This is a genomic window from Staphylococcus sp. EG-SA-18 (assembly GCF_017151825.1).
Taxonomy (GTDB): domain Bacteria; phylum Bacillota; class Bacilli; order Staphylococcales; family Staphylococcaceae; genus Staphylococcus; species Staphylococcus aureus.
Map to the genome: position 1 here is coordinate 34,391 of NZ_JACYVY010000009.1, position 24,280 is coordinate 58,670.

Consider the following 24,280-nt stretch of genomic DNA (forward strand, 5'->3'; position numbering starts at 1 on the left):
TACATATAGGGAAGTCTTATTTTTTATTATTCTTCATCTGATGATTGTTGTATATCTTCTTCAACACGATCCATGAAATCTTGTCTTACTTCAATACGTCCATCTTCATCATTTTCTTCTGAATCAATCACTTCAGTATGAATTGCATTTCCTGGTGTTTCATCATTTACAACCGCTTCACGTTGTTGTTCAGTACCATCTTCAGATACAGTTGAAGTAGATTGCTCATCTTCATTCGTTTCATCTTCTGCATCTTCTTTTACTTTAGCAACCGTTGAAACAAATTGATCATCACCTAAGCGAATTAAGCGAACACCTTGTGCTGCACGACCATTTTGAGAAATATCTGCAACATCTAGTCGAATAATGACACCTGCATTAGTAACAATCATTAAATCTTCTTCACCAGTTACTGTAGTGATACATACAACATTACCATTACGCTCAGTAATCGTAGCTGTTTTAATACCTTTACCACCACGATTTGATAAACGATAGTCATTAACTGGCGTACGTTTACCATAACCATTTTCAGTAACTACTAATACTTCATCAACACTGTTTGCATGAGCTACATCAAGCCCTACAACTTCGTCACCTTCACGAAGTGTAATACCTTTCACACCCGTTGCTGTACGGCCTAAAGGACGTAATGTTGATTCAGGGAATCGAATTAATGATGCATGTGATGTTCCAATCAAGATATCTTCTTGACCACTTGTTAAGCGAACTGCAATTAACTCATCATCTTCTCTGAACGAAATCGCAATCTTACCATTTCTATTTATTCTTGAGAAGTTACTTAATGCTGAACGTTTAACGACACCACGTTTAGTTGCAAACACTAAGAAGTTGTCTTCACTTTCAAGGTCTTTAACAGCAATCATTGTACTAATGACTTCATCATTTTCAAGTTCAATAGCATTCACTACAGGAATACCTTTAGACTGTCTTGATAACTCAGGCACTTCATAACCTTTAAGTTTGTATACACGACCTTTGTTAGTAAAGAACAATACATGGTCATGTGTACTTAAAGTTACCAATTGACTGACAAAATCTTCTTCCAATGTATTCATACCTTGAACACCACGACCACCACGGTTTTGAGCACGATATGTAGATACCGGCAAACGTTTAATGTAGTTATTATGGCTTAGTGTAATTACTATTTGTTCTTCTGGAATTAAGTCTTCGTCCTCTAAGTCTTCAAATCCACCTAATTGAATTTCTGTACGACGATCATCACCGAAACGATCTCTAATTTCAGTCAATTCATCTCTAACTAACTGTAATAACACTTCTTCATCAGCTAAGATTGCTTCTAATTCACTAATATAATTTAATAACTCATTATATTCAGCTTCAATTTTGTCTCTCTCTAAACCTGTTAGACGTCTTAAACGCATGTCTAAAATAGCTTGAGCTTGTTTTTCAGAAAGTTTGAAGCGTTGTTGCAAGCTTTCCATTGCAACTTTATCTGTATCTGACTCACGAATCGTTGAAATAATTTCATCGATATGGTCAAGTGCGATACGTAATCCTTCTAAAATGTGGGCACGATCTTTAGCTTTACGTAAGTTGTATTGCGTACGTCTTCTAACAACTGTCTTTTGATGCTCTAAATAATGTACCAACGCTTCTTTTAAATTAATAAGCTTCGGTCTACCATTTACAAGTGCAATCATATTCACACCAAATGATGTTTGAAGTGGCGTTTGTTTGTATAAGTTATTTAAAATGACACTAGCATTTGCATCCTTACGCACATCAATAACGACACGCACACCAGTACGTAAACTTGTTTCATCACGTAAATCAGTGATACCGTCAATTTTCTTGTCACGAACGAGTTCTGCAATTTTTTCAATCATACGAGCCTTATTCACTTGGAAAGGAATTTCAGTGACAACAATACGTTGACGTCCGCCTCCACGTTCTTCAATAACTGCACGAGAACGCATTTGAATTGAACCACGACCTGTTTCATATGCACGTCTAATACCACTCTTACCTAAAATAAGTCCAGCAGTAGGGAAATCAGGACCTTCAATATCCTCCATTAACTCAGCAATTGAAATATCAGGGTTCTTACTTAAGCTAAGTACACCATTGATTAATTCTGTTAAGTTATGTGGTGGAATATTCGTTGCCATACCTACCGCGATACCTGATGCACCATTGGCTAACAAGTTAGGGAATCGAGCAGGTAAGACTGACGGCTCTCTTTCATTACCATCATAGTTATCGATAAAATCTATTGTATCTTTATTAATATCACGTAACAGTTCAAGTGTGATTTTAGTCATACGCGCTTCAGTATAACGCATTGCTGCTGCGCCATCTCCATCCATTGAACCAAAGTTACCTTGGCCATCAACAAGCGGATAACGATAACTGAAATCTTGAGCCATACGTACCATTGCTTCATAAATAGATGAGTCACCATGAGGGTGATATTTACCCATTACGTCACCAACGATACGTGCTGATTTTTTATATGATTTATCCGGTGTCATACCTTGTTCATTTAATCCATATAGTATACGACGATGTACTGGTTTTAAACCGTCACGAACATCTGGCAATGCACGAGCAACGATAACACTCATCGCATAATCTAAAAATGATTCACGCATTTCACTGGTAATATTTCGTTCATTTATTCTTGATTGAGGTAATTCAGCCATCAAGAGTTCCTCCTTCAAAAGTTCAGTTCACAGCGCTTAGAAGTCTAAGTTTGCATAAACTGCATTATCTTCTATAAATTGTCTACGGTTTTCTACAACATCACCCATTAACATTTCAAATGTTTGGTCCGCTTCAATCGCATCTTCAAGTTTTACTTGTAAAAGAGCGCGGTGCTCAGGGTTCATTGTTGTTTCCCATAATTGATCTGCATTCATTTCTCCAAGACCTTTGTATCGTGCAATAGACCATTTTGGTGTTGGATTCAATTCAGATTTAAGTTTATCAAGTTCCCTATCATTGTATACATAATACTTTTGTTTACCTTGTGTCAGTTTATACAACGGTGGCTGTGCAATATACACATAGCCTGCTTCAATTAACGGTCTCATAAATCGATAGAAGAATGTTAATAACAATGTTCTAATATGCGCTCCATCCACATCGGCATCAGTCATAATGACGATTTTGTGATATCTTGCTTTCGCTAGATCAAAGTCGCCACCGATTCCTGTACCAAATGCTGTGATCATTTGACGAATTTCATTGTTATTCAAAATTCTATCTAATCGTGCTTTTTCAACATTTAATATCTTACCTCGTAATGGTAAAATCGCCTGCGTTCTAGAGTCACGACCAGATTTTGTAGACCCCCCGGCAGAGTCCCCTTCGACTAAGAAAATCTCACATTCTTCAGGACTTTTACTAGAGCAATCGGCTAATTTACCTGGAAGGCTTGCTACATCTAACGCTGATTTACGACGTGTTACTTCACGCGCTTTTTTCGCAGCAACACGTGCACGTGCCGCCATAATACCTTTTTCAACCACTGTACGTGCGACTTGTGGATTTTCATATAAAAATCGTTCAAAGTGCTCTGAGAATAATTTATCTACAACTTGACGCACTTCAGAATTACCTAATTTTGTCTTCGTTTGACCTTCGAATTGAGGATCACCATGTTTGATAGATATAATTGCTGTCATACCTTCACGTGTATCTTCACCAGAAAGTCTATCTTTTTCTTCTTTCATAATCTTGCTACTTAAACCATAACTATTTAAGACACGCGTTAATGCACGTTTGAATCCGTCTTCATGCGTACCACCTTCATACGTATGAATGTTATTTGCGTAAGTTAAAAGATTTGTGGCATATCCTGAGTTATATTGAATCGCAATTTCTACTTCAATATCATCTTTAGATTGATGAATATAAATTGGCTCATCATGAATAGGTTCTTTATTTTCGTTCAATAACTCAACGTACGATTTAATACCGCCCTCATAGTGATAGGAGTCTTCTCTAACGTTTTCTTCATCACGTTCATCTCTTAATGTGATTTGAATTCCTTTGTTTAAGAAAGCAAGCTCTCTAATACGCTGCTGTAATGTTTCATAGTTGTATACAGTTGTCTCTGTGAAGATTTCTCCATCTGCTTTAAAACGAATGACAGTACCTGTCTTATCAGTTGTGCCAACTTCTTTTAAGTCAAATTGAGGTACACCTTTTTTATATGCTTGATGATATATAGTCTCATTTCTGTGTACATATACTTCTAAGTCTTGTGACAATGCGTTTACAACTGATGAACCAACACCATGTAAACCACCAGATACTTTGTATCCGCCACCGCCAAATTTACCACCAGCATGTAAAACAGTTAAAATAACTTCGACAGCTGGACGTCCCATTTTTTCTTGAATATCAACTGGGATACCACGTCCGTTATCCGTTACTTTAATCCAGTTATCTTTTTCAATAACAACTTCAATTTGATTTGCATAACCAGCTAATGCTTCATCGATACTATTATCGACAATTTCCCACACTAAATGGTGCAAACCTCTCTCTGAAGTCGATCCTATATACATACCTGGTCTTTTACGTACTGCTTCTAAACCTTCTAATACTTGTATTTGCCCAGCACCATAATTATCCGTGTTGTTTACATCTGACAATGCAGTCACCATCGCTTTCTGTTACTTTATAATTTCACCTTGATTAATACGATACAATTTAGCGTTATTCATGATTTCATGATCAATACCATCTACAGATGTCGTAGTGACAAATGTTTGTACTTTATGCTGAATCGTACTTAATAAATGCGTTTGACGCGAATCATCTAATTCACTGAGTACATCGTCTAATAATAAGATGGGATATTCCCCAACTTCGATATTCATTAACTCAATTTCAGCTAATTTAATGGACAAAGCCGTTGTACGTTGCTGTCCTTGAGAACCATATGTTTGAGCATCCATGCCATTCACATCAAAACTTATATCATCTCGATGTGGTCCGAATAAGCTAATGCCTCGTTCTTTTTCTCTTTGCATATTATCGCTAAGAATAGACATAATTTCTTCAAGTCGTGCCGCTTCATTTTGAGCATAATCAAATTTAAGACTAGGTAAATAATTCAGCGACAACGCTTCTTTATCATTTGTGATACCAGCATGAATCGGTTTAGCTAACGACTCTAGCTCTTGAATAAAATGTGCACGTTTATCAGTTACTTTCATTGCATATTCAGCAAACTGCTGATTTAATACTTCCAACATTGTTAAGTCCTTTTTTTGGCCTAATTGTAACTGCTTTAAGTAATTATTCTTTTGCTTTAAAATACGTTGGTATTGAGCTAAATCATTTAAGTAAACAGCAGAAATTTGGCCCAACTCCATATCTATAAAGCGTCGTCTTATTTGAGGAGAGCCTTTTACAATATTCAAATCTTCTGGCGCAAATAGAACCACATTGAGGTGTCCAATATATTGAGTTAGACGACTTTGCTCTAAGTGATTCACTTTGACTTGTTTACCTTTTTTAGTTATAAACATTGTTAATGGCATCGTGCCGTGTCTATAACTAAGCTCACCTTCTATTTTAGCATAATCAGCATTAAAACGTATGAGTTCCTTATCATTACTCGTTCTATGACTTTTTGCTAAAGCTAAGGTATAAATTGATTCAAGTAAATTTGTCTTTCCTTGTGCATTTTCTCCAATGAGGATATTCACGTCAGGATGACATTTCAACGTAACCTCATCATAGTTACGATAATTTTCTAATTGGAGTGTATTTAACTTCATTGTTCACCTTGATGAATGATTAAGAAAGAACCAGCATCTTCAGGTAATTCTGGGATATCTATACGATCTTGATGTTCTAACTTTTTACCGCGACGTGTTTCACGCACTCCATTAATTAATACTTCAACGTCTTGCAAGAACCATTTTGCTTGACCACCAGATTCAATAATCCCTTCTGTTTTTAGAAATTGACCTAAATTAATGTCTCCTTCTACTACAACTTCTTGAACCAAAATAATCACTCCATTTCTTTGTATGTCATTAATATATTATACCTTTTTTTGTCACAAATTTCATTTAAAATAGAGGTAGAAACCGTTTACATATAAATAATTAATTCTTATTTTTTGGCAATACTGTCATTTTCAATTTTTTAACGCTATTTAACGGCGTTTAACTTTTATATTCAACTTGTTATTGACTATTAAAATTTTAAATTTAAAGGGCATATAAGCACACTTATTAAATTTTGGATATATTTGTCATAAATTTAATTGGCGTCTTTTATTTGCTGTTTAAAATGCTGCCAAATTTATTTTACATACGCATCTAGAATTATTTTTGCCAAAAAATAAAGGATGACGTTTTAATTAATCACGTCATCCTTTATTTATATTTATTTTTAGTAAGTTCTGATTGGTAAAATTAATTGCGTTACCGAGTCGTCACCTTTTGGTTTTAGAATAAATGGTTTCATTGTACCGAAGAATTCAACTTCAACCTCATCATTATCGATTGCTTTTAAAGCATCCATCATATATTTAGAGTTGAATGAAATTTTCAGGCTACCACCTTCAACATCGTTTGCATCAACTTCTTCTTTTACAGTACCAATTTCTGGTGATGTAGAAGATAATTCAACAACGTCATCACCTGTACTTAATTTAATAACGTTGTTACCACCTTCACGTGCTAATAAAGAGGCACGATCAATCGCATGATAAAACTCCCCATTGTCTATACTTAATTTAATTTCATAGTTTTCAGGGAATAAACGTGTTGTATCAGGATAATGTCCTTCTAATAATCGAGAAATAAAGTTCACATTTCCAACTTTAAATAAAACTTGGTTTGAAGCAAAGAAGATATCAATGTCTTCTTCATTGTCAGACATAATTTTATTTAATTCAGCTAAAGCCTTACCTGGAATGATGACATTTTTGTTTTCAGAAACATCTTCTAACTGCAACTTTCTTACAGCCAAGCGGTGTGAGTCAGTCGCTGTGCATATTAATTCATTTTCTTGTATAAGCCAGTTCACACCAGTTAGTACTGGGCGTGTTTCTGAGGTGGACACTGCAAAATTTGTTTGTGCAATCACGTTTTTAAGCACTTTTACCGACAATTGAATTGCGTCATCTCTAGAAACTTGAGGTAATAAAGGATATTGATCTGGATCTAAGCCACTTAAATTAAATTCAGAATGACCTGATGTAATTAATGTCTGGAATTGTTCATTTGTAGATAATTTAACATCTTTACCAGGTAATTTTTTTATAATATCAACAAAGAATCGTCCAGGAAGTACTACTGAGCCTGTTTCTGAAATATTGACAATATCTTCGCCATCTACAGTTTTAGGAATAGTGATTTCTATTGAAATTTCAGAGTCTGAACCAGTTAATATAACTTCATGTTCTTTCGCATCGATTTTGATACCAGTTAATATAGGTAATGTTGTTCTTGGTGAAATAGCTTTTAATGTGTCATTTAATTGTGTAATAAAATAATCTCTTTTAATAGTGAATTCCATCATTAATTAAAACTCCTTCCAGTCGTTTATATATAATTATATAGGTTTTAAGTTCTTAGTAATAGTAGTAGGTGCTGTGGATTGGTGGATAAGTCTTAAAAACATAGATTTGGCGAAGTTATACACATGTTGATAACTTGTGTATGGTGTGTATGACTTTTAAACATTATCCACAAAATGAGTTTTGCTCATCTTGCCACATTAGCATATAGAAATGTAAAAAATGATTGTTATCATTAGTGCTGTTATATAACAGATTACATTTCCCAAAGTTTCCTACTTATACATTTCTTATTTCTTTTTCAAGATTCTCTACTTCTTGTTTAAAAATAGGATCTTCTTTTAAATCTTTAGATATTTTTTCATGAGCATGAATGACGGTCGTATGATCACGCCCACCAAATTCTTCACCAATTTTAGGTAATGAGAAATCTGTAAGCTCTCTAGACAAGTACATAGCTATTTGACGCGGATATGCAATTGACTTTGTACGTTTTTTTGCACTGAAATCTTCAATTCTAACATTATAGTACTGGCCTACAATTTTTTGAATATCTTGGATGGTAATCTTTTTAGATTTTGGTGCTTGAATGATATCTTTTAAAGCTTCAGCAGTTAATTCAGTTGTAATTGGTTTTCCTAATAATTGTGAATATGCAAGTAAACGTGTTAATGCACCTTCTAATTCACGAATATTAGATTGAATTTGATTTGCTATATAATTTAAAGCTTCTGGTGGAATATCTAATTTTTCTTCTTCAATTTTCTTCTGCAAAATTGCCATTCGAGTTTCATAATCTGGTGGCGTAATATCAACAATTAGCCCCCATTCAAAGCGTGAACGTAATCGGTCTTCTAATTGTGCAATTTCCTTTGGTGGTCGATCACTCGAAATAACTATTTGCTTGTTATTCTGATGCAATTCATTAAAAGTATAGAAAAATTCTTCTTGTGTTTGTACCTTGTTTTGTATGAACTGAATATCATCGATTAATAAGACGTCGATATTACGATATCTTTCTCTGAAAGCTTCACCTTCGTTATCACGAATTGATTTAATAAATTCATTTGTGAATTTTTCACTTGATGTGTAAATCACTTTGGCATCTGGATTATTATCTAAAACATGATGACCAATGGCATGCATTAAATGGGTTTTTCCTAAACCAACCCCTCCATAGATAAATAATGGATTGTACGCTTTGGCTGGTGCTTCGGCTACAGCTAAACTTGCTGCATGTGGAAAGCGGTTACCAGGTCCGATTACAAAAGTGTCAAATGTGTTATGGGCATTGAATTGCTCTCTACCAAGCACATGATTATCCTCAGTTGTTTCAGTAGAAGGTTTTGTTGTTTCTTTTGGAGTAGCAGTTTCATTATTACTATAATTTGCTAATTCTTCAGTAGTAATAAAGTGAGGTTTAACTTCATAGCCTACAACATCAAATAAGATTGCTTGGATAATTTCAGCATATTGTTGATTTAACCAATTTGCATTAAAAGGAATACTCGATAATACGATAGCTTCACCATCTTTAATCGTGTAAAGCTCAGTATCTTTTAGGAAAGTTGAGTAACTTACAGCTGATAATTTTTCTTGAGCAATTTCAAGCACTTTTTCCCAAATTTCTTTTTCCGACATAAATTTACTCCATCTTTCTTAAATTTTTAAGTTATACACAAAAATAACAGCCGTGGATAACTTCTAAACACACCATGTTAATAATTATCCACAAGTTAATAACAATCGGTGGATAACTTTATCCTGTTTATTAGTTATGCACAGTATTTTTATGTAAATATCAATAAATAAATCCTTATAAAATCATGAGTTGGACGACTTATCCACACAATTATACTTTTTCAGTTCTCTATATGTCAAATACCTGTGAATATGTTGCTAAAAATAGTATAACTTTGTGTGTAATTTCTAATTATCCACAATTCTGAAAACTATAAATGTGCATAAGTGGATAACTTTTCCTTCTATAGAATATCTGTTAGTGAGTGTATCAAAACAGCTTGGGAAATAATTTATAAAGTATGTATAAGAACTGTATAAGGTATTCAAACATTGTAAACACTCATGCTTCGGACCAAACTCATGGTGATGTTATGAAATTTGATTGCTCGCATCGTGTATTTCTATCTTTAATCGATAAAAGTAAAAAAATTGAGCAGTAGTATAAAATGAACTTGCGTTATAAAAAGGATTTTGTTATATTGTAGTAGTTGCTTGAATTATGACTAGATAATCAATGAGCTAATACGAGAATTTTAATCTAAGAAACGCAAAATCTTATCTATTAAAGTGATCAGAGTCTGCATAATCTGGTATATTAGATAACTGTATAAAGATGGAGGTGTTTTGCATGGTAAAACGTACTTATCAACCAAATAAACGTAAACATAGTAAAGTTCATGGTTTCAGAAAACGCATGAGCACAAAAAATGGCCGTAAAGTTTTAGCGCGCCGTCGTCGTAAAGGCCGTAAAGTTTTATCTGCATAAGATCACTGACTCATCAGTGATCTTTTTTTTCGTTTAAATTAAGAATAAATAGAAATTTATGTTATAAGCTCAATAGAAGTTTAAATATAGCTTCAAATAAAAACGATAAATAAGCGAGTGATGTTATTGGAAAAAGCTTACCGAATTAAAAAGAATGCAGATTTTCAGAGAATATATAAAAAAGGTCATTCTGTAGCCAACAGACAATTTGTTGTATACACTTGTAATAATAAAGAAATAGACCATTTTCGCTTAGGTATTAGTGTTTCTAAAAAACTAGGTAATGCAGTGTTAAGAAACAAGATTAAAAGAGCAATACGTGAAAATTTCAAAGTACATAAGTCGCATATATTGGCCAAAGATATTATTGTAATAGCAAGACAGCCAGCTAAAGATATGACGACTTTACAAATACAGAATAGTCTTGAGCACGTACTTAAAATTGCCAAAGTTTTTAATAAAAAGATTAAGTAAGGATAGGGTAGGGGAAGGAAAACATTAACCACTCAACGCATCCCGAAGTCTTACCTCAGACAAACGTAAGACTGACCTTAGGGTTATAATAACTTACTTTAAAATGTATTCACATCGTTGAAGGAGGCGAGTAGCAATATGGATTTAGATACAATTACGAGTATTTCAACACCAATGGGTGAAGGGGCAATTGGAATTGTTCGATTGTCTGGACCGCAAGCCGTTGAAATTGCTGACAAATTATATAAAGGAAAACATCTTTTAAATGATGTTCCATCACATACGATTAATTACGGTCATATTATTGATCCAGAGTCTAAAGAAGTGGTTGAAGAAGTTATGGTGTCTGTGTTAAGAGCGCCAAAAACATTTACACGCGAAGATATTATAGAAATTAATTGTCATGGTGGTATTTTAACGATTAATAGAGTGCTGGAACTTACTATGACATATGGCGCTAGAATGGCTGAGCCAGGTGAATTTACAAAACGTGCCTTTTTGAATGGTCGTATTGATTTATCTCAAGCTGAAGCAGTTATGGACTTTATTCGCTCGAAAACAGATAGAGCTTCTAAAGTTGCGATGAATCAAATTGAAGGTCGTCTAAGTGACTTAATCAAAAAACAACGTCAATCTATATTAGAGATACTCGCTCAAGTGGAAGTGAATATTGATTATCCTGAATACGATGATGTTGAAGATGCGACTACTGAATTTCTTTTAGAGCAGTCTAAAGAAATCAAACAGGAAATTAATCGTTTATTAGATACCGGTGCGCAGGGTAAAATTATGCGTGAAGGTTTATCTACAGTTATTGTTGGTAAACCAAACGTAGGTAAATCATCGATGTTAAATAATTTAATACAAGATAATAAAGCGATTGTAACTGAGGTAGCAGGTACTACAAGAGATGTCTTAGAAGAGTACGTCAATGTTCGTGGCGTGCCATTAAGATTAGTTGATACTGCTGGTATACGCGAGACAGAAGATATAGTAGAGAAGATTGGTGTTGAACGCTCTAGAAAGGCTCTTAGCCAAGCAGACTTAATTTTATTTGTATTAAACAATAACGAAGCATTGACTCAAGAAGATTACACATTATATGAAGTGGTTAAAAATGAAGATGTAATCGTAATTGTTAATAAAATGGATTTAGAGCAAAACATAGATATTAATGAAGTTAAAGATATGATAGGTGATACGCCATTAATTCAAACTTCAATGTTAAAACAAGAAGGTATTGATGAATTAGAAATACAAATTCGAGATTTGTTCTTTGGTGGAGAAGTACAAAATCAAGATATGACTTATGTTTCTAATTCAAGACATATTTCATTATTAAAACAAGCAAGACAAACGATACAAGATGCGATTGATGCAGCAGAATCTGGTGTGCCTATGGATATGGTACAAATTGATTTAACTAGAACTTGGGAAATATTAGGAGAAATTATTGGTGAGACTGCAAGTGATGAACTCATCGATCAGTTATTCAGTCAATTCTGCTTAGGTAAATAGTAATTGAAATAGACGGAATACCGTCTTAAGAAGGCTAGTAAGATATCAAATAAGGAGGTTTATATTGTGGTTCAAGAATATGATGTAATCGTTATAGGTGCGGGACATGCAGGTGTAGAAGCAGGTTTAGCATCTGCAAGACGTGGTGCTAAAACATTAATGCTAACAATAAATTTAGATAATATTGCATTTATGCCATGTAACCCATCTGTAGGTGGACCAGCTAAAGGTATCGTTGTTCGTGAAATTGATGCTTTAGGTGGACAAATGGCAAAAACAATCGATAAAACACACATTCAAATGAGAATGTTAAATACAGGTAAAGGACCTGCTGTAAGAGCACTAAGAGCGCAAGCAGATAAAGTACTTTATCAACAAGAAATGAAACGCGTGATTGAAGATGAAGAAAATTTGCATATAATGCAAGGTATGGTAGACGAACTTATTATAGAAGATAATGAAGTTAAAGGTGTACGTACAAATATTGGTACAGAGTATTTATCTAAAGCAGTAATTATTACAACGGGAACATTTTTACGTGGTGAAATCATTTTAGGTAATATGAAGTATTCAAGTGGACCAAATCACCAATTACCATCAATCACATTATCAGACAATTTAAGAGAACTTGGTTTTGATATTGTTCGTTTTAAAACAGGTACACCACCGCGTGTAAATTCAAAAACAATTGACTATTCGAAGACTGAAATACAACCAGGTGACGATGTAGGTCGTGCATTCAGCTTTGAAACAACAGAATATATATTAGATCAATTGCCATGTTGGCTAACGTATACTAATGCTGAAACACACAAAGTTATCGATGATAATTTACATCTATCTGCAATGTATTCAGGGATGATTAAAGGAACCGGGCCACGTTATTGCCCTTCAATTGAAGATAAATTTGTTCGATTTAATGATAAGCCGCGACATCAACTTTTCTTAGAGCCTGAAGGTCGTAATACAAATGAAGTATATGTGCAAGGATTGTCTACAAGTCTTCCTGAACATGTGCAACGTCAAATGTTAGAGACGATACCAGGTCTTGAAAAAGCAGATATGATGCGTGCCGGCTACGCAATTGAATATGATGCGATTGTGCCAACGCAGTTATGGCCTACACTTGAAACGAAAATGATTAAAAACTTATATACTGCAGGTCAAATTAATGGTACATCTGGTTATGAAGAAGCAGCAGGACAAGGATTGATGGCAGGTATTAACGCTGCAGGTAAAGTGTTAAACACAGGCGAAAAGATATTAAGTCGTTCAGATGCATATATTGGTGTCTTAATCGATGATCTTGTAACTAAAGGTACTAATGAACCTTATCGTTTACTAACATCACGTGCAGAATATCGTTTGTTACTACGTCATGATAATGCTGATTTGAGATTGACGGATATGGGATATGAACTTGGTATGATTTCTGAAGAACGATATGCACGTTTTAATGAAAAACGTCAGCAAATTGATGCGGAAATTAAGCGTTTATCAGATATTCGTATTAAACCAAACGAACATACGCAAGCGATTATTGAACAACATGGTGGTTCTCGCTTAAAAGATGGTATTTTAGCTATCGATTTATTACGCAGACCTGAAATGACTTACGATATAATTTTAGAAATTTTAGAAGAAGAACATCAATTGAATGCAGATGTTGAAGAACAAGTAGAAATACAAACAAAATATGAAGGTTATATCAATAAATCACTACAACAAGTTGAGAAAGTTAAGCGTATGGAAGAGAAGAAAATTCCAGAAGACTTAGATTATAGTAAGATTGATAGTTTGGCGACTGAAGCGCGAGAAAAATTATCAGAAGTAAAACCTTTAAATATTGCACAAGCTTCTAGAATATCAGGGGTAAATCCAGCAGACATATCTATATTATTGATTTACTTAGAACAAGGTAAACTCCAAAGGGTGAGTGACTAATGACTGTAGAATGGTTAGCAGAACAATTAAAAGAACATAATATTCAATTAACTGAGACTCAAAAACAACAGTTTCAAACATATTATCGTTTACTTGTTGAATGGAATGAAAAGATGAATTTGACAAGTATTACAGATGAACACGATGTATATTTGAAACATTTTTATGATTCCATTGCACCTAGTTTTTATTTTGATTTTAATCAGCCTATAAGTATATGTGATGTAGGCGCTGGAGCTGGTTTTCCAAGTATTCCGTTAAAAATAATGTTTCCGCAGTTAAAAGTGACGATTGTTGATTCATTAAATAAGCGTATTCAATTTTTAAACCATTTAGCGTCAGAATTACAATTACAGGATGTCAGCTTTATACACGATAGAGCAGAAACATTTGGTAAGGGTGTCTACAGGGAGTCTTATGATGTTGTTACTGCAAGAGCAGTAGCTAGATTATCCGTGTTAAGTGAATTGTGTTTACCGCTAGTTAAAAAAGGTGGACAGTTTGTTGCATTAAAATCTTCAAAAGGTGAAGAAGAATTAGAAGAAGCAAAATTTGCAATTAGTGTGTTAGGTGGTAATGTTACAGAAACACATACTTTCGAATTGCCAGAAGATGCTGGAGAGCGCCAGATGTTCATTATTGATAAAAAAAGACAGACGCCGAAAAAGTATCCAAGAAAACCAGGGACGCCTAATAAGACTCCTTTACTTGAAAAATAATGCATAATCCTTTACAACTAACATAAAAGGAGCGAATGGATAATGAAAAAACCTTTTTCAAAATTATTTGGTTTGAAAAACAAAGATGACATCATTGGACATATTGAAGAAGATCGCAATAGTAATGTTGAATCCATTCAAATTGAACGTATCGTTCCCAACCGTTATCAACCAAGACAGGTGTTTGAACCAAATAAAATTAAAGAACTTGCTGAATCAATACATGAACATGGTTTATTACAGCCTATTGTTGTAAGACCGATTGAAGAAGATATGTTTGAAATTATTGCTGGAGAGCGCCGATTTAGAGCAATACAATCACTAAATTTACCTCAAGCAGACGTTATTATTCGTGATATGGATGATGAAGAGACGGCTGTTGTTGCATTAATTGAGAATATTCAAAGAGAAAATTTGTCTGTTGTTGAAGAAGCGGAAGCCTATAAGAAATTATTGGAAATTGGTGATACAACGCAAAGTGAATTGGCAAAAAGTTTAGGTAAAAGTCAAAGCTTTATTGCAAATAAGTTGCGTTTATTGAAGTTGGCGCCGAAAGTACTACTTCGCTTAAGAGAAGGTAAAATTACTGAACGCCATGCGAGAGCGGTATTATCATTGTCTGATAGTGAACAAGAAGCGTTGATTGAGCAAGTCATTGCACAAAAACTAAATGTGAAACAGACTGAAGATAGAGTACGCCAAAAAACTGGGCCCGAAAAAGTCAAAGCACAAAACCTTCGCTTTGCACAAGATGTCACTCAAGCACGAGATGAGGTAGGCAAAAGTATCCAAGCGATTCAACAAACAGGACTACATGTTGAGCATAAAGACAAAGATCATGAAGATTATTATGAAATAAAAATTCGAATATATAAACGTTAGTAGTAGGATGTCGTATACATGATGACTAACACATAAAAGACAAAGCTAAGATCATAACAGCTTTGTCTTTTTTTGTTTTACGTGAAACATAAAAATTTATATTTATATGTTGATTTGAAAATTACAGTTAATGGTAATTTTCAATAATTTGAGCTGGATATACCTTCATTTGAACCCTTTATTGCTAGTTTATGAAAGTATCATGAAAGCTTTATGAACATCGCTTGAGTTGCCTTTACAGTAGAAAATTTAAGTTTTACACTTTGTGTGAATGATACGTTTTGTATTGAATTAATTATAGAAAGGTACGTTGAAGATGTTTTCAATTGGAAGTGCAATACTTCATTTTGTCATTGGTGGTATCGCTGTTGCATTAGCTTCAATTATTGCTGATAAGGTAGGTGGTAAGTTAGGAGGTATTATAGCTACTATGCCGGCAGTCTTTCTTGCGGCTATTATCGCATTAGCTTTGGATCATCGTGGTACACAATTAGTGGAGATGTCGATGAATCTTAGTACTGGAGCAATTGTCGGTATTCTGTCTTGTATATTAACTGTATTTTTGACATCTCTCTATATTAAGCATAAAGGTTATCGGAAAGGCGCAATATTCACAGTTGTTTGTTGGTTTGTTATTTCCCTTGCAATATTCAGTATTAGACATTTATAGTTTGGAAAATGCGTGATAATTAGTTGTATTCAGTTATTAAGTAATAAATTTTTGGAGGCAGAACATCATGAAATTAACATTAATGAAATTTTTTGTGGGGGGATTTGCAGTATTATTAAGTTATATTGTATCTGTAACACTACCTTGGAAAGAATTTGGCGGTATATTTGCAACGTTTCCGGCAGTATTTTTAGTGTCTATGTTTATTACAGGTATGCAATATGGTGATAAAGTCGCTGTGCATGTAAGTCGTGGCGCAGTGTTTGGTATGACAGGGGTATTAGTTTGTATTTTAGTTACATGGATGATGTTACATATGACGCACATGTGGTTGATTAGCATTGTTGTTGGTTTCCTAAGCTGGTTCATCAGTGCAGTATGTATTTTTGAAGCAGTAGAATTTATAGCACAAAAAAGATTAGAAAAGCATAGTTGGAAAGCTGGAAAATCGAATAGTAAATAGTGTGAACGTAATCTCTTAAATAGGACTAACTTCGCAAGCATTGAATAGCATGGAAAAGTTGCATCATTAATAAATGAAATTCAAGTTGGCATTGAGAAAATTACAAGCGCGTAATCATACAGGTCTGTCTTGAGGAAGTCTTCAAACCCTGATGTTGTCGTATGTCAAAACATTTAGTCAATCATAAAGGTGACTTTAACTAAGTTTATCTGATAGTCTGATTGTAATGATTGTACTAATTGACTGGAGGCGTATGTAATTGAATCTGAGTAAACAAATTAAAAAATATAGGGAACGAGATGGTTATTCACAAGAATATCTTGCTGAAAAGTTATATGTATCTAGGCAGAGTATTTCTAATTGGGAAAATGACAAAAGCTTACCAGACATACATAACTTATTAATGATGTGCGAATTGTTCAATGTAACTTTAGATGATTTAGTAAAAGGGACCATTCCATTTGTACCTGATATTAAAGCGCAACGAAGTCTTAACTTATGGACATATGTGATGCTTATTTTCATGACATTAGCTGCAATTTTAATGGGACCTTTAGTTGTTTATTGGAATTGGACTTGGGGTGTAACGGTGGCAATCATTTTGGGAATAGGTTTTTATGCATCTATGAAAATAGAAGATTTAAAAAAAGTGCATAAAATGGACAACTACGATCGAATTGTTGCTTTTATGAATGGAAAAGATCCTAGTGAAGTACAAACGACTAAAGCTAGAAATACGATGACAAATGCGCTTTCTATTATATCAGTAATTGGTATACTCAGCCTCATAATTTTCCTTAGTGTGTATTTGGCAAATAAGTTTTTATAAATCATCATCGTATTGTCTCATATTATCCAAAATAGCATAAAAAAATACCAACAAGATTTAGAACCTTGTTGGTAATCAAAGCGATTCATTTATAATGAGTCGTTTTATTTTGTAAGATTAAACAGTTTGTACGTTAACTGCTTGGTCTCCACGTTGACCTTCAGTGATTTCGAAAGTAACTTTTTGACCTTCTTCTAAAGTTTTGTAGCCATCGCTAGCGATACCTGAGAAATGTACGAATACGTCTCCGCCATTTTCTTGTTCGATGAAACCAAAACCTTTTTCTGCGTTAAACCATTTTACTGTACCGTTATTCATATAGAAAACCTCCATGTGCTTTTGCACTTAATATTTGTAACAAATTCATAACTAAAAAAGAGGATATTCTAAACAAATACACTACAATTTAATTCACGAGCTTTTATTACGTAAGACCAACTATACGCTCATATTGGCATAATGTACAGTGTTTTTTGAAAATAAATTAAAAAAGATTTTTAAAAACCTTAGAAACGTTGATTTAAAGGGGTTTATAAAAATAAAAAAATTGTAGTCTTTTATGGTGTTTGCTAGTTTTCAAAGTGACATATCGTTTAAACATGATGATTTTATAAGCAATCCATAAAAAACAAGCAGCGATAAACGCTACTTGTTGATATTAAAATCTGACTTGAAAGGTCATAGCAATGTTCTATACCGATGGAATGTGCTTACTTGCCTTTTTCTTCACGACGTTTTAAATAATAGGCGCCACCTAATAAACCAGCTGGAATACCTATAATTGGTGTTGTAACTACGCTTAAGACAATAACAATCATTGCTAAAGCAATGACGTTATACCAAGTTACAGTCAAATTTTTCAAATCCTCGTATGATTGTTTTACTAATTCTCTAAATTTCATGATTCAATCTCTCCTTTTTTATAAATCAGTTAATAGTTATACTGCATTGCTTAAAATCAAAATCTCAATGAAGCATCTTTTAATCATAAGTGTTAAATGGTTTTCTTAATCAATTTGTTTGAATGTACAAAAGCAATTAAAGCAAAAGTAATGTAAATGAGTGTGTATACAACAATTACTACAATAACCGGCATGAAGGAAATATTACCCATCAATTTCATAAATGCTATTGCGGCGAATACTGCATGTAATATAGCAATCAATAATGGTAAACCGAAGTTGAAAGTAATTTTTAATAATAATCCCTTAAGCATATCTGTATGCGTAAAGCCTATGCGTTTTAATATTCTGAAGTTACTTAGTTCATCCTCAGTTTCATCCATTTGTTTAATATAAATAATACATCCAGCTGCTACTAAAAATGCTAATCCTAAAAATGATGTAACAAATATTAGAATACCGTTAGTAGCATCGACCTCTTTTTTCATTTCATCATACGTGATGACTTTGTCTCCAAACTGTTTTGCAATTGTTTGAGCTTTTTCCTTTTGTGATGTTTGTTTAATATCATATCCATAAAAAGTATGAACGTTATTTTGTGTTTTCAACTGCTGATACTTTTCAGGACTTACTTCGATGACAGGTGAGTTGAAGCTTAGATTTAAAGGATAAACCTTACCTTTGTCTTCTTGTGTAACACGGAAAGTTTCATTCTTAGTACCTTTTACTACTAAATCTTTGTTTAAATGGATATTAATAATGTTAGGCAGCGATTTTGTATTTGTAATGATGGCATTGTTGCCTGTTAACTTGTTATTTGCACTTAAAATAGAATTCGTGCGACCTGAATCGCTACCATTTTCCAAAGTAATAACCTGATCTTTAACATTATCTACAGTAATAGTTTCGTAAGCATTTTTAGAAAATGTAATTTGTTGTTGGCTTAGTTTAGTTTCAAATTGTTTAGCATCTTGAGTAGCGACCACGTTAAATTCATTTGGTGCCATAGATGTAAGGGTTTGATCTGTATTTGATTTAGATAATGCCGCGAAACACAATACAGTTACTGTAACTGCAGAAATAATTGCAATGATAGTTAAAGACATCGCATTTTTCTTCATTCGGTACATAATAGACGATGTAAATACAACATCTGTAATAGATACGCGTCCATTTTTAGATTTTTTCAAAGTTTTAAAAATTAGTGACACGGAACTTCTGAAGAATAAATAGGCGCCTACTACCGTTAAAAATAAAATGATAAACGGTGATGTCATAGCCATAGTTAGTGCTTTAAATGTTCCAAACATTTCTGTCGCCATATAATAGCCTAGTGCAATCATAGCAATACCTAATACGCCTGAAATGACTTCTATAACTGTAACTTTCGCAGTTGTAACATCAGTTTTAATTGAGTCTTTCATCATTGATAAGATACTACGTCTTTTTAGAAATAAAGCACTTTGAAATAAAATCAGTACATACGCAATAATTAGCATGAAAATAGTTAAAACAAGGGCCATAGGTTCGAAATGTATCGATAAGTTAATCGATAACGACATCAATTTAGATACTATGGAAAGCAATAATTGTGCACCTGCAATGCCACATAATACACCGACAACACCTGTGATTAAAAATACAATCATTTGTTCAAGTGCTAACATTTTCAAAATGTTTTGTCGTGTTAAACCAATCAACTGAAATAGCGCAAATTCACGTGTACGACGTTTCACGAATAAATGATTGGCATACATTAAAAAGATGACAATAATGATAAATAAAAATATTGATCCGACTAAAGCACCTTTCTTAATGATGGCCATCGAGTCGTCATTATTTACACCTTTAGTAAACTGTAAGGTTGTAAAACTGAAATATAAGACGATGCTAAAAAATAATGAAAATAAATACATTGCATAATGTTTTAAGTTTTGGCGTAAATTTTTGAAAACGATATGGTTAAATGTCATTTGAGACACCACCTAATACTGATTGAAGATGTACAATGTCTTCATAAAAGGCCTGTTTAGAACGTCCTTCCTGATAAAGTTGTGTATGAATTTGGCCATCTTTTAGCATGATGACACGTTCTGCAAAACTTGCTGCAACCGGATCATGTGTAACCATGACAATAGTTGTATCAAACGATTTATTCATTTCTTCCAAACGTTGTAATAAGTCATTTGCACTTTTCGAGTCGAGTGCGCCTGTTGGCTCATCTGCAAATATGATTTGTGGTTTGTGAACAAATGCTCTCGCTGCTGCAGTTCTTTGTTGTTGACCACCAGATAATTCGCTAGGGTATTTATTTCCTAGGTCATAAATACCTAATGCTGTCGTGATCGCTTTGTAATTTTCTTCCATTGTTGCCTTCGACATTTTTTGAACAGATAAAGGTAACATAATGTTTTCTTTAACAGTTAATGTCGGCAGAATACTGTAATCTTGGAAGATGAAACCTAATGATTCTTTACGGAATTTGGCAAGTGCTTTTTGATTAAGTTTATTAAGCTCTTGTCCGTTAGCAATCACGCTACCGCTAGAAATTTGGTCAATTGAACTTAGTACATTTAATAAGGTTGTCTTACCTGATCCAGAAGGCCCCATAATCGCAACGAATTCGCCTTTTTGTATGTCAAAGTTAATATCTTTAAGTGCTTGAAATGTGTGCTTTTTACCGTATGTTTTTGAAACATGTTGCACTGATAATATTGTCATAGTCTCACTCCTTTTGTATTTAATTTCATTTTAAATAATGTTTGGAGTAGTAGCCTTTATCTAAACTTACAATTCAATGTTTGAACCTTACAGAGTTGAAAGCTATCGCTACGTAGTAGATTTTTGAGTGAGGATACAGATTCATCGTACATATTAGACAAAAGCAATGGTGCTTTCTAAGTGATGATGTTTGTGTAAATTGAGAAAAGGGAATTTAATTATTGTATAATAAATTTTTTGTAAAAATTAAAAGAGGGCTTTATTTGAAAGGAATTGATTGTTATGGCAAAAGGAAACCAAGGTATTAAATGGTCTAGTTTAATAATGGGTGTATTATTATTAATGTTGGCAGTCGTTATTTTTACATTTCCAATTGAAAATTTTTATGCTATTACCTGGTTGATTGGACTGTTTGTATTAATTAACGGTGTGATTCAAATCATTTACCGTAGAAAAGCAAAAGCTTTAGTAGGTGGTAACCAAAATTGGATTCTGTTTATGGGGATTGTAGATATTCTCTTTGGTCTTATTGTCATTTTTAATGTTGGCGCTAGCTCGGCATTTTTTATCTACATGTTTGCATTCTGGTTTATTTTTAGTTCTATTGCAGGATTATTTACGTTTACGGGTAGTGGTAGCTTAAAACTAATTTCAGTGATTTTTAATTTATTAGGTATTGTTTTCGGTGTCATTTTATTATTTAATCCATTAATGGGTATCGTCTTTATTTCGACGATGATTGCTATTGCATTTGTATTCGTAGGTGTCATTTATGTTGTAGATGCACTTGCTTAAGTAAAATGAAGCGGTTCAAAAGAAGGGTGTGACATGAAGTTTGTGTCATATCCTTTTTGTTGTGTTTATGAAGCATAAAAACGGGGCGCTACCTACAATAAGTAAGATACGCCCATATTTTTATATTTTACTATTATTGTTTTTCAATACGATTAATAGTTATATCTAGTCCAAAATATTTTTCTAAAAAATGTTTATAGTTATTTTTAGTGACAGCTAACTTTTCTGAGCTACCATTCCTTGTTAAAGTTAAATGATTTTCAGACATTGTAGCACGGCCAAATGATTGTGGCATTGTAATTAATAAATGCTGTACAAATATTGAATCTGGGTTGGTTTGATTATATTCGATGTTGCTATTAAAATCTTCTATTTGTTTAGGTTTGAATTCAGCTTCATATTTTGTATGCCAATGATCATTTTCGAATTTTTGAACATAGAAAATATCCTTGTCTTCGTTGTTAAAAATAGCGCGGAATGTACCACTGATATCAGTAATTGGTTGTGTATGCTCAGATGAAGTAATAGGAATGGCATGTATAGGTAAGTCTCCAAAGCCAACATCAGTTACATAGAATACATCATTTATAGAAACAACAAGTGAAGCATGTGAACCGTTCAGACTACGACCGCCACCGGGTGTGTGAATAGTAGCTGACATTAATGCAGGATTAAATCCTTTTTGTTGTAAATAGGCTTTGAAAAATGTATTTAACTCATAACAAAAACCACCACGTTTATCATGAACAATTTTATTAAAAAGTGCATCGATATTTATAGATATAGGCTTACTATTTTGAACATCAATATTTTCAAAAGGTACAGTTAACATAAAACGTGTTGCATAATAATTTAATGCTTCAATACTCGGTCGATTATAACGAGATGAATCAATTTGTAAATAATTCTCTAACTTCGCAATATTCATAAGCATAGCGCCTCCTGTATTAAAGATTATAATTAAATTTTAAACAGAAATACTGAAATTTTAAATTCGAAAGCATTGAATTTTGGATAAATACATTTTAAATAGAAAAATACGCTCTCAAAATGAAGTCATCTCTAAAAGAAACGATTTAAAGATGACTACTGAGAGCGTAGCATAATGGAAGAAGTGTGCAGGGTGTCTAAAAATGCAACAATACAAAGGTAGTTGCAAGACAAGTTACTTTATTTAGACCATTTGTGTTCTATGCGACCAAACTTCCAAATTAAACTTGAAATAAGCCAAGTAATTAAAAATAATGCAACTAAAATATAGCCTAAATAATCAAATTCGATCGAACCAATGAATGCCCAAAACGCACCATGTAAATCTAGCTTATCAGCAAGAATTTGTAGCAATTCAATCATCCCAATCACTAATGCTGCCATGACTGATATCGCAGTAATCGTTATATTGTAATAGATTTTGCGAATAGGATTGAAGAATGCCCAATTATAGGCATACTTCATTACAACACCATCTAATGTATCCAATAAACTCATACCTGATGCGAATAAAATTGGTAAAGATAAGATTCCGATAAACGAAATGGCTTGTTGTGATGCGCCTGAAGAAAGAGCGAGTAACGCAATTTCACTAGCTGTATCAAAACCAAGTCCAAATAAAAAGCCAAGTGGCAATACGTGCCAACTACGCGTGATTAATTTGAAATAAGGTCCTACAAATCGAGAAACCAATCCTCTAGATTCAAGTAATGCATCGACTTCAGCTTCTTCAATGTGTTCACGACGTAATTTAGCGAACAAGTTAATTAAAGAGATTAAAATAATTAGATTCAACACACCGATAAGCACTAAAAAGAAACCTGAAACTAGTGTACCAATCGTTCCACCAATATCTTGGAAATGCGGTAATTCATCTTTAGCCCATTTTACAGATACCCCTAAAAAAACAGCCATTAAAAATACGACAGATGAATGTCCAATTGAAAAATAGAAACCCACACCAGATGGATCTTTGCGTTGCTGTAATAATTTGCGAACCGTATTATCTATTGCAGCAATGTGATCTGCATCAAATGCATGACGCAAACCTAATGTATATGCAAGAATCCCCATACCAAATAAGATATGATGGTCTTTTCCAGCAATCCATAAAAAACTAAACCCAATAACGTGTAACAAAATGACAATAGCTATGTATGGTAACCAGCTTAAGCGCTCATTTTTAAAAACAGTCAAAATATATCCTTCTTTCATAACATGATATTTAATCATACTGTATGTTCAATGGGCACTCTAGTAATAAGTGTTCATATAACAAAAATGTTATGCCAAATTATTTGTTATATAACAATATACATGTAACCAC

The 24,280-nt window shown here is 33.5% G+C and carries 22 protein-coding genes; 10 read left to right on the plus strand and 12 right to left on the minus strand.

Annotated features, from left to right (window positions below; translation table 11 throughout):
* Positions 1 to 26: 26 nt before the first annotated feature.
* The 6 genes from gyrA to dnaA form a co-directional block, all read right to left on the minus strand.
* Positions 27 to 2,690, minus strand: coding sequence for a DNA gyrase subunit A (gene gyrA / locus IDG66_RS03130; protein WP_000819084.1), 2,664 nt, complete (start codon positions 2,688 to 2,690; stop codon positions 27 to 29).
* A gap of 36 nt (positions 2,691 to 2,726) precedes the next feature.
* Positions 2,727 to 4,661, minus strand: coding sequence for a DNA topoisomerase (ATP-hydrolyzing) subunit B (gene gyrB, locus IDG66_RS03135; RefSeq protein WP_000255586.1), 1,935 nt, complete (start codon positions 4,659 to 4,661; stop codon positions 2,727 to 2,729).
* A 9-nt stretch (positions 4,662 to 4,670) separates the two neighbouring features.
* Positions 4,671 to 5,783 (minus strand): DNA replication/repair protein RecF, encoded by a 1,113-nt coding sequence (gene recF / locus IDG66_RS03140; RefSeq protein ID WP_000775113.1) that lies wholly within the window; start codon positions 5,781 to 5,783, stop codon positions 4,671 to 4,673.
* Positions 5,780 to 6,025 carry a S4 domain-containing protein YaaA gene (yaaA, locus tag IDG66_RS03145; RefSeq protein WP_001789359.1) on the minus strand — a complete coding sequence of 82 codons (246 nt, stop codon included), beginning with the start codon at positions 6,023 to 6,025 and terminating at the stop codon, positions 5,780 to 5,782. Before yaaA ends, recF begins: the two co-directional genes overlap by 4 nt.
* A 380-nt stretch (positions 6,026 to 6,405) precedes the next feature.
* Positions 6,406 to 7,539, minus strand: coding sequence for a DNA polymerase III subunit beta (gene dnaN, locus IDG66_RS03150; protein ID WP_000969811.1), 1,134 nt, complete (start codon positions 7,537 to 7,539; stop codon positions 6,406 to 6,408).
* A gap of 277 nt (positions 7,540 to 7,816) precedes the next feature.
* Positions 7,817 to 9,178 (minus strand): chromosomal replication initiator protein DnaA, encoded by a 1,362-nt coding sequence (gene dnaA, locus IDG66_RS03155; protein ID WP_001290433.1) that lies wholly within the window; start codon positions 9,176 to 9,178, stop codon positions 7,817 to 7,819.
* A gap of 730 nt (positions 9,179 to 9,908) precedes the next feature.
* On the opposite strand from dnaA, the gene rpmH reads away from it, so the two are divergent.
* The 9 genes from rpmH (at position 9,909) to IDG66_RS03200 (ending at position 17,545) form a co-directional block, all read left to right on the plus strand.
* Positions 9,909 to 10,046 (plus strand): 50S ribosomal protein L34, encoded by a 138-nt coding sequence (rpmH, locus tag IDG66_RS03160; protein ID WP_000240855.1) that lies wholly within the window; start codon positions 9,909 to 9,911, stop codon positions 10,044 to 10,046.
* Positions 10,047 to 10,166: 120 nt separating this feature from the next.
* A complete protein-coding gene (rnpA, locus tag IDG66_RS03165; protein WP_001789343.1) occupies positions 10,167 to 10,520 on the plus strand; it encodes a ribonuclease P protein component in 354 nt (117 codons plus the stop codon).
* 138 nt (positions 10,521 to 10,658) lie between these two features.
* Positions 10,659 to 12,038 carry a tRNA uridine-5-carboxymethylaminomethyl(34) synthesis GTPase MnmE gene (mnmE, locus tag IDG66_RS03170; RefSeq protein ID WP_000362509.1) on the plus strand — a complete coding sequence of 460 codons (1,380 nt, stop codon included), beginning with the start codon at positions 10,659 to 10,661 and terminating at the stop codon, positions 12,036 to 12,038.
* 66 nt (positions 12,039 to 12,104) lie between these two features.
* Positions 12,105 to 13,982: a tRNA uridine-5-carboxymethylaminomethyl(34) synthesis enzyme MnmG gene (mnmG, locus tag IDG66_RS03175; RefSeq protein WP_000249657.1), complete on the plus strand. Its 1,878-nt coding sequence runs from the start codon at positions 12,105 to 12,107 to the stop codon at positions 13,980 to 13,982.
* Positions 13,982 to 14,701, plus strand: coding sequence for a 16S rRNA (guanine(527)-N(7))-methyltransferase RsmG (gene rsmG, locus IDG66_RS03180; RefSeq protein WP_000215595.1), 720 nt, complete (start codon positions 13,982 to 13,984; stop codon positions 14,699 to 14,701). Before mnmG ends, rsmG begins: the two co-directional genes overlap by 1 nt.
* Before the next feature lie 42 nt (positions 14,702 to 14,743).
* Positions 14,744 to 15,583: a nucleoid occlusion protein gene (gene noc, locus IDG66_RS03185; RefSeq protein ID WP_000742837.1), complete on the plus strand. Its 840-nt coding sequence runs from the start codon at positions 14,744 to 14,746 to the stop codon at positions 15,581 to 15,583.
* 316 nt (positions 15,584 to 15,899) lie between these two features.
* A complete protein-coding gene (locus IDG66_RS03190; RefSeq protein WP_000491382.1) occupies positions 15,900 to 16,253 on the plus strand; it encodes a DUF3147 family protein in 354 nt (117 codons plus the stop codon).
* Between the two features lie 67 nt (positions 16,254 to 16,320).
* Positions 16,321 to 16,716, plus strand: a complete 396-nt coding sequence (locus IDG66_RS03195; RefSeq protein WP_000779136.1) for a DUF3147 family protein — start codon at positions 16,321 to 16,323, stop codon at positions 16,714 to 16,716.
* Between the two features lie 259 nt (positions 16,717 to 16,975).
* A complete protein-coding gene (locus tag IDG66_RS03200) occupies positions 16,976 to 17,545 on the plus strand; it encodes a helix-turn-helix domain-containing protein (RefSeq protein ID WP_001054118.1) in 570 nt (189 codons plus the stop codon).
* A 117-nt stretch (positions 17,546 to 17,662) separates the two neighbouring features.
* On the opposite strand, the gene IDG66_RS03205 is transcribed toward IDG66_RS03200, so the two are convergent.
* The 4 genes from IDG66_RS03205 to vraD all read right to left on the minus strand — a co-directional run bounded on the left by IDG66_RS03205 (position 17,663) and on the right by vraD (position 21,168).
* Entirely contained in the window at positions 17,663 to 17,863 is a 201-nt protein-coding gene (locus IDG66_RS03205) for a cold-shock protein (protein ID WP_001059079.1), read from the minus strand.
* Positions 17,864 to 18,255: 392 nt separating this feature from the next.
* A complete protein-coding gene (gene vraH, locus IDG66_RS03210) occupies positions 18,256 to 18,447 on the minus strand; it encodes a peptide resistance ABC transporter activity modulator VraH (RefSeq protein ID WP_000672033.1) in 192 nt (63 codons plus the stop codon).
* 92 nt (positions 18,448 to 18,539) lie between these two features.
* Entirely contained in the window at positions 18,540 to 20,420 is a 1,881-nt protein-coding gene (gene vraE, locus IDG66_RS03215; protein WP_000143655.1) for a peptide resistance ABC transporter permease subunit VraE, read from the minus strand.
* Complete coding sequence (gene vraD / locus IDG66_RS03220; RefSeq protein ID WP_000154162.1) at positions 20,410 to 21,168, minus strand: peptide resistance ABC transporter ATP-binding subunit VraD; 759 nt, start codon at positions 21,166 to 21,168, stop codon at positions 20,410 to 20,412. Before vraD ends, vraE begins: the two co-directional genes overlap by 11 nt.
* A 282-nt stretch (positions 21,169 to 21,450) precedes the next feature.
* Here vraD and IDG66_RS03225 point away from each other — a divergent pair, with 282 nt between their 5' ends.
* The gene (locus tag IDG66_RS03225; protein ID WP_001051870.1) at positions 21,451 to 21,963 is read left to right on the plus strand and encodes an HdeD family acid-resistance protein; all 513 of its coding nucleotides are present in this window, start codon (positions 21,451 to 21,453) and stop codon (positions 21,961 to 21,963) included.
* Positions 21,964 to 22,096: 133 nt separating this feature from the next.
* Here the strand turns inward: IDG66_RS03225 and IDG66_RS03230 are convergent, their stop codons facing one another.
* Positions 22,097 to 22,891: an arylamine N-acetyltransferase family protein gene (locus IDG66_RS03230; protein WP_001017420.1), complete on the minus strand. Its 795-nt coding sequence runs from the start codon at positions 22,889 to 22,891 to the stop codon at positions 22,097 to 22,099.
* A gap of 242 nt (positions 22,892 to 23,133) precedes the next feature.
* Entirely contained in the window at positions 23,134 to 24,150 is a 1,017-nt protein-coding gene (locus IDG66_RS03235) for a HoxN/HupN/NixA family nickel/cobalt transporter (RefSeq protein ID WP_000215641.1), read from the minus strand.
* Positions 24,151 to 24,280 lie beyond the last annotated feature (130 nt).